Annotated in this window: 4 protein-coding genes; all 4 read right to left on the reverse strand. The window is 70.2% G+C overall.

Features of this window, described 5'->3' with window-relative positions:
- Nucleotides 1–4: 4 nt before the first annotated feature.
- The 4 genes from L332_RS27580 to L332_RS27595 are packed head-to-tail and all read right to left on the reverse strand — an operon-like array spanning nt 5 to nt 6,227.
- Entirely contained in the window at nt 5–1,537 is a 1,533-nt protein-coding gene (locus tag L332_RS27580) for an FAD-binding oxidoreductase (RefSeq protein ID WP_021011590.1), read from the reverse strand.
- On the reverse strand, nt 1,534–3,252 hold the full coding sequence (locus tag L332_RS27585) for a glycerol-3-phosphate dehydrogenase/oxidase (protein ID WP_021011591.1): 1,719 nt from the start codon (nt 3,250–3,252) through the stop codon (nt 1,534–1,536). Before L332_RS27585 ends, L332_RS27580 begins: the two co-directional genes overlap by 4 nt.
- Nucleotide 3,253: 1 nt before the next feature.
- Nucleotides 3,254–4,777 carry an FGGY family carbohydrate kinase gene (locus L332_RS27590; protein ID WP_021011592.1) on the reverse strand — a complete coding sequence of 508 codons (1,524 nt, stop codon included), beginning with the start codon at nt 4,775–4,777 and terminating at the stop codon, nt 3,254–3,256.
- A 10-nt stretch (nt 4,778–4,787) separates the two neighbouring features.
- Nucleotides 4,788–6,227 (reverse strand): MFS transporter, encoded by a 1,440-nt coding sequence (locus L332_RS27595; RefSeq protein WP_021011593.1) that lies wholly within the window; start codon nt 6,225–6,227, stop codon nt 4,788–4,790.
- Between the last annotated feature and the right edge of the window lie 167 nt (nt 6,228–6,394).

The following is a 6,394-nucleotide window of genomic DNA, read 5'->3' on the forward strand; positions in this document are numbered from 1 at the left end:
GATGCTAGCGAGCGAGCCCCAGCTTGCCCGGGTTCAGGATGCCCTGCGGGTCGAGCGCGCGCTTGACCGTCTGCAGCACCTCGAATCCGCCCTGGAGCGACGGCTCCATGAAGCGCGCCCGCAGCAGCCCGACGCCGTGGTGGTGGCTGAGCGTCGCGCCGTGGCGGATGATCACCGCGTTCGCCGCATCCCACGCCGCCTGGTACCAGTCGGCACGGTCCTCGACCGCGACCTCGCCGCGCAGGCTGAAGTAGAGGCAGGCGGAGTCGACGTAGGCGTGCGACTGGTGCGCCGAGCCGGCGAGCGTGCCGGGCACCTGCTGCAGCGCCTCTACGACCTCGTCGTAGATGGCTGGCAGGTCGCGCCAGCGCCCGATCATCTCGAGCGTGTCGGCGACGAAGCCGGGGCTCTTCTTGAAGCCCTCAGCGCTCTTGCCGGTCAGGTATCGGGTGTCGAGCCAGCGCTCGAAGATCGCGTCGCTATCGAGCTCCGCGCCGCCGATGCGACGGCACACGTCCTCGGCGATCGCCATCCCGGCGTCGACGAGCCCCTGCGGGCCCTCGTCGGCGATGAGCAGCACGTGCCGCTCTGGCTCGTCGAACTGCAGGCCGCTCTCGAGGGCGTCGTAGAGGCGCAGCGCGCCCGGCGTCGCGCCCTCCTGCATGATGAGCCGGCACGCCTCGAGTCCATCGGAGAAGGAGTCGAAGCCGTAGGCGATCGCGCGGCCATAGTCAGGCAGCCGCTCGAGCTTGAAGCGGATGCGGGTGATGACCCCGAGCACGCCCTCCGAGCCGATGAACAGCTGCATGAGGTCGGGCCCGACGGCGGCGCGGGCCGTGCCGCCAAGCGTGACCTTCTCGCCGCTCGCGAGCACGACGTCGAGCCCGACGACCATGTCCTCGATCTTCCCGTAGCGGGTCGAGAGCTGCCCGGCGCCCCGGCACGCGACCCATCCGCCGACCGTGGAGATCGCGTAGGAGGAGGGCCAGTGGCCCATCGTCATGCCGAAGTCGCGCTGGATCATCTCCTCGAAGAGGTCACCGAACATGCCAGCCTCGACCTCGACGATCTGGCTCTGCTCGTCCCACGAGACGAGCTTGTCGAGCCCGCACACGTCGAGCACGATGCCGCCCGCGAGCGGGAGCGCCGCGCCGGTGACGTTCGAGCGCCCTGCCGAGACCGTGACGGGGATACCGTGCTCGGAGGCGATGCGCATGACGCCCTGCACCTGCTCCTCGGTCGAGACCTTCACGATCACCGCGTCGATGACGGCCGGCTCGCCGCTCGTCTCGGCGACCATCGTGCGCGCCCACCAGTCGCGCGTGCCGTGGATGACGCCGGCTTGGTCGGTGATCACCTCATCGGATGCGTCCCGCAGCTGCGCGAGCACGGCCTCCGGCACCGGGGTGGCGGCGAAAGCGAGCGACGCGCGCTCTGCCGGGGCCGGCGTCTCGGGCGCCCACGCCGGCTGCGTGGGCGCGCCGACGGTGTAGTTGCCGCGGTTGTACCCGCGCTTGACGGCTTCCTTGCTGATCATGCTGCTTCTCCGATCGTTGGGGTCTGCATGGCTGGCTCCGACCCGAGGAGGATGGCCTTCTCCTTCGCGGTCGCCGCCTGGTAGTCGCGCACCTGCCGGTCGCGCTCGGCGTCACTGAAGCCCAGCTCGCGCTGCAGCAGCTCGGCGACGCGGGGCGCCGCGGCGGCGGATGCGTCGCGCGCCTGGATGCGGCTGCGGGTGCGGCGGCTCAGCACGTCGTCGACGTTGCGAGCGAGCTCGTGCCGGGCCGAGTAGACGATCTCGGCCTCGAGGTAGGGCAGGCCCTCGACGACCGGCGCGCCGAGCGACGGGTCGGCGGCGAGGATCTGGCTGACGAACGCCGACTCGGTGCCGTAGCGCTCGCCGAGGTGCGCGCGCAGGCCGCCGGAGGCGACCACGGCCTCCGGATCGTAGCCCGCGGCGCCCAGCACGTATGCGTCCTTCGTGCGTACGCGGCGTCGCTCGCCGAGCACCCGCTGAGCCGCGTCGATCGTCTGCTCCGCCATGTGGCGGGCGGTGGTGAGCTTGCCGCCGACGACCGTCACGAGCCCGTCGGGGTCGGTGCGGATCTCGTGGTTGCGCTTGACCTCGATCGTCTTGCCGCCGGGCGGGGCGACGAGGGGTCGGGTGCCGGCGATCGAGCCGAGCGCATCCTCGGGCTCGATGTCGACGTTGAGCGCACTGCGGGCGCCGTCGAGCAGGAAGTCGAGCTCCTCGCGCGTGCAGTGCACGTCGTCGAGGTCGCCCTGGTAGTCCTCGTCGGTCGTGCCGAGGTAGGCGGTGTCGCCCCAGCGTGTGATCGTCGCGCGGCGGTTGCGGCCCGGCACCGGGATGGTGACGGTGCAGTCGTTCTGGATCTTCAACCACGGCACGGCGACGTGCACGCCCTTCGCCGGGCGGATGTTGGGCGCGTCGACGTCCTTGCCTGCGCCGTTCCAGTCGCGCAGCCACGAGCCGACCGCGATGACGACGGAGCGCCCGCTCACCGCGATCTCCTCGCCGTCGACCTCGGCGGTGACGCCGGTGACCTTGCCGCCGCCGCGCCGCACATCCGTCACCTTGGCTCCGTTGAGCACGACCGCGCCGTGCAGCGCCGCGGTGCGGGCGATCGCGAGCGTGAGCCGCGCGTCGTCGGCGCGCGCATCGAAGTACAGGAAGCCGCCGTCGAGGTTCTCGGCCTTGAACGTCGGGCAGTGCGCGAGCACCTCGCTCTTCGAGAGCTTCTGGTGCAGGATGCCCTCGCGCCAGCCGCCGGCGAGGTCGTACGTCCACAGGAGGGACTCGAAGCCGGCCGCGAGGCGGCGGTCGAAGACGCCGTCGACGCTCAGCACGGGGAACAGGAACGGTAGCCGCTGCACGAGGTGGCGCGCGTTCTTCCGCAGCCGCTGGCGCTCGAGCAGCGAGTGTCGTACGAGCGGCAGGTTGCCCTGCTCGATGTAGCGCAGGCCGCCGTGGATCATCTTCGACGACTTCGACGACGTGCCGGAAGCGAAGTCGTCCTTCTCGAGCAGCGCCACGCTGTAGCCGCGCAGCGCCGCATCCATGGCGGCGTAGGCCCCGGTGATGCCGCCGCCGACGATGATGATGTCGAAGCGCTCGCTGCGCAGCCGCTCGGCCTGGTCGGCACGCCGCAGCTGGAGCGGCTCGGTGATCGTCATGCGCTCGCGCGCGCGGTCGGTCTTACGGGCCGGCAGGCCCACCGTCTTCATCTTCATCTCAGTCCCTCAGTTCCTGACCGGCGCGGGCGAGCCGCACCTCGAGTTCGACTCGGGCACGCCAGGCGTGCACCTGCTCGTCGCGCTCCGCGCGCGCGAGCCGCGGTTCGAAGACCGCTTCCTCCTCGAGCAGCGCGACAGCGTGCTCGAGGTCGGGCCACAGCGATCCGACGCCGCCGAGGAAGGCCGCGCCCCGCAGGCTCGCCACCTCGGTCTTGCGTAGCCGGCGCTGCGGCACCTGCGTCAGATCCGCCTGCATCTGCAGCAGCGGGTCGCTCTGCGACAGGCCGCCGCCGACGAGCATGCTCGTGACGTCGACCCCCGCGACCTCGGCGTCCGCCTCGAGGCTCCACGCCACCGAGTGGGCGATGCCCTCGAGCACGGCAGCGGCGACATCGGCCTTCGTCGTCGAGAAGTCGAAGCCCGTGAGCATCGACTTCACGCGCGGTTCGACCACCGGCATCCGCACTCCGGTCATGGCGGGCAGGAACTGCACCTGGCGCCGGCCCGATGCCTCGGCCGCGGCCGCGGAGATCGCCTTCGCGTCGTCGAACCAGCCGAGCGAGCCGCACAGCCAGTCGAGTGCGCTCCCGGTCGCCGCCGTGAACGTCTCGACCGTGAACAGCGAGCGCTGCTGCGCCCGCCATGCCACGAGCGACAGGGCTCCCTCGTAGAGGCCTGGGCGGGCCGGGGTCGCACCACCGATGTTGAGGTCGACGAACGAGCCCGTGCCGTGGACGCACATCGCGTCGCCGGCGGTCACGGCGCCGAGGCCGAGGAGCCCCGCGTGCTGGTCGCCCAGCACCGCGGTCACCGGTACCTCGATGCCGAGCACCGCCGGGTCTGACATGCCGAACGCGTCCTGGTCGTCGCGGAGCGCAGGGAGCAGCTCGGTTGGGAAGCCCAGCGCGTCGAGGTACTCGGTCGCGTAGCGGTGCTCGCCGATTATGTATGCCCCACAGCTCGTGGCGGTCGTCGCGGTCGTCGCGAGCGGCCGGCCCTGCACGTAGTTCCACAGCAGCCAGCTCTCGACCGTGCCGAACCCGAGCCGCCCGGCACGGTGCGCCTCGCGCACCCGCTCGTCCGTCTCGATGAGGCGGAGCGCCGTGACGTAGGGCGAGCGGACACCCACGGGGCGCCCGACGCGAGGTACGAGCCACGCGTCCCACTCTGGCGCGAGGGTCGCGAGATCTTCGGCGTGCCGCGTGTCCTGCCAGACGATGGCTGGCATGAGCGGCTCTCCGCTGACCGTGTCCCACAGCACGGTGGTGGCGCGCTGGGTGGCGATCGCCAGGCCGACGATTGCCACCCCCTCTCGGGCTGCGTCCGCGACCGCGTGGTGCACCGCATCCGTCGTCTTCGTCAGGATCTCAGCGGCGTCCTGCTCGACGACGCGGGGGCGCGGCGACGAGACCGCGAGGCGCTCGTAGTGGAGCCCTCCCACGGTGCCGTCGGCCGCGACCCACGCGGCGCGCGTGCCGGTCGTGCCCTCGTCGATCGCGATGATGCCGCGACGGATGCTCATGGTCAGCCCCTCAGCGGACGAGCTCGGCGTCGCGCTCAGCGGCGTCGTCGGCGAACTGCGGCGCGTCGAGCTCCTCGTCGGGGCTGACGGCGGCCTTCGTCGGCTCCCACTTGATGACGCTGCAGATGATGCAGGCCGTGAGCGGCACGAGCGCGAGGATGAGGAACGTCGTGCCGAGGCCCAACTGCTCGCGGAGGAGCGGGAAGACCATGAGACCGAGTGCCGCACCGAGCGAGCCGATGGCGCCGATGATGCCGTTCGCGCCGGCGCGCAGCTCGCTGCGGAACGACAGCGTCGACAGGCTCTTGCCGTTCGCGCCGGGACCACCGGAGTGGAAGAGGATGAACAGCGACGGCACGATGAAGGCGAGCCACAGCGGCATGGTCTCGAAGAACACGCCCATGATGACGAGCATCAGGAACACCGCGCCGAAGCCGATCGCGGATGCCTTGCGGAGGCCGAGCTTCCCGGCGATGAACGACGACGAAAAGCCGCCGACGATACCAAACACGTTGAACACGAGCGTTCCGAGCGTTGCCAGCACGAAGTCGCCCTCGCCGAACAGCGCGATCGAGATGATCGGCAGGTACCAGCCGACGGCGAAGTACTGGATGGACTGCGCCATCTGCACGGTCGAGGCGAGGATCGTGCGCGGCAGGTACGTGCCGCGGAAGATGAGCGCGACGTTCCGCACGCCCTTCGTGGCGAGGTTGACCACGGGGATGCGGTCCTCGACGGGAGCCGCCTCGAACTTCTCCTTGTAGATCTTGGTCATCGAGGCCGCGGCGCGCTCGAGCCGCTCCTTGCGGGCGAGCCACGTCGGGCTCTCGACCATGAACGTCGCCTGGAGGATGAAGAGCGTGAGCGCGACCACACCGGCAGCGCCGACCGCATATCGCCAGATCGCGTCGCCGACGTTCCAGTTGTAGAACATGATCGCGAGTAGCAGGTTCGAGCAGACAGCCGTGTACCAGATGCCCTGCCAGGTGTTGAGGCGGCTCTTGAAGCGAGCCGGGGTGAACTCGGCGAGCAGCGCCATCGCGATCGCGAAGTCGATGCCGTAGGCGGCGCCGACGAAGAAGCGACCAGCGACGACGAGCTCGAAGGTCGGAGCGAACGCGGCGATGCCGGCGCCTGCGAGTGCGAGCACCTTCGCGAGCAGCAGCGGAGGGATGCGGCCCCAGCGGTCAGCCATCCAGCCACCGATGGGGTTGAACGCGAGCGCGACCCAGGAGGCCATCGAAGTGAGGATCGCGATCTGCGTCGAGCTCAGCTCCATGTCGCGAGTCATCGGCCCGAGGCCCGCGCTCAGCGCGGAGTTGGAGAACGCGTCGAGGAAGAGCCCGCCGAGCGCGAGCCACCAGATGACGCCCGCCCGCCCTCGGATGCCGGTGCGGGAGTCGATGTAGGAGACGACGTCGGAGACGCCGTGGAGGATTCTCGTTGCCATGGGAAGTTGACCTCTCTGTCAGCCCTGACAGGTGCAACGCCTACATGACAAAAGGGCACACGAAGACTCCTGTCAGGAATCTTCGTCTTGCCCTGTGCCAGCGACCATACACGGCGTTCAGGGCCAACGCAAGAGCTCGACGTGCCTCAGCTTCTTTGAGCGCGGGG

Source organism: Agrococcus pavilionensis RW1, from assembly GCF_000400485.1.
GTDB lineage: Bacteria > Actinomycetota > Actinomycetes > Actinomycetales > Microbacteriaceae > Agrococcus > Agrococcus pavilionensis.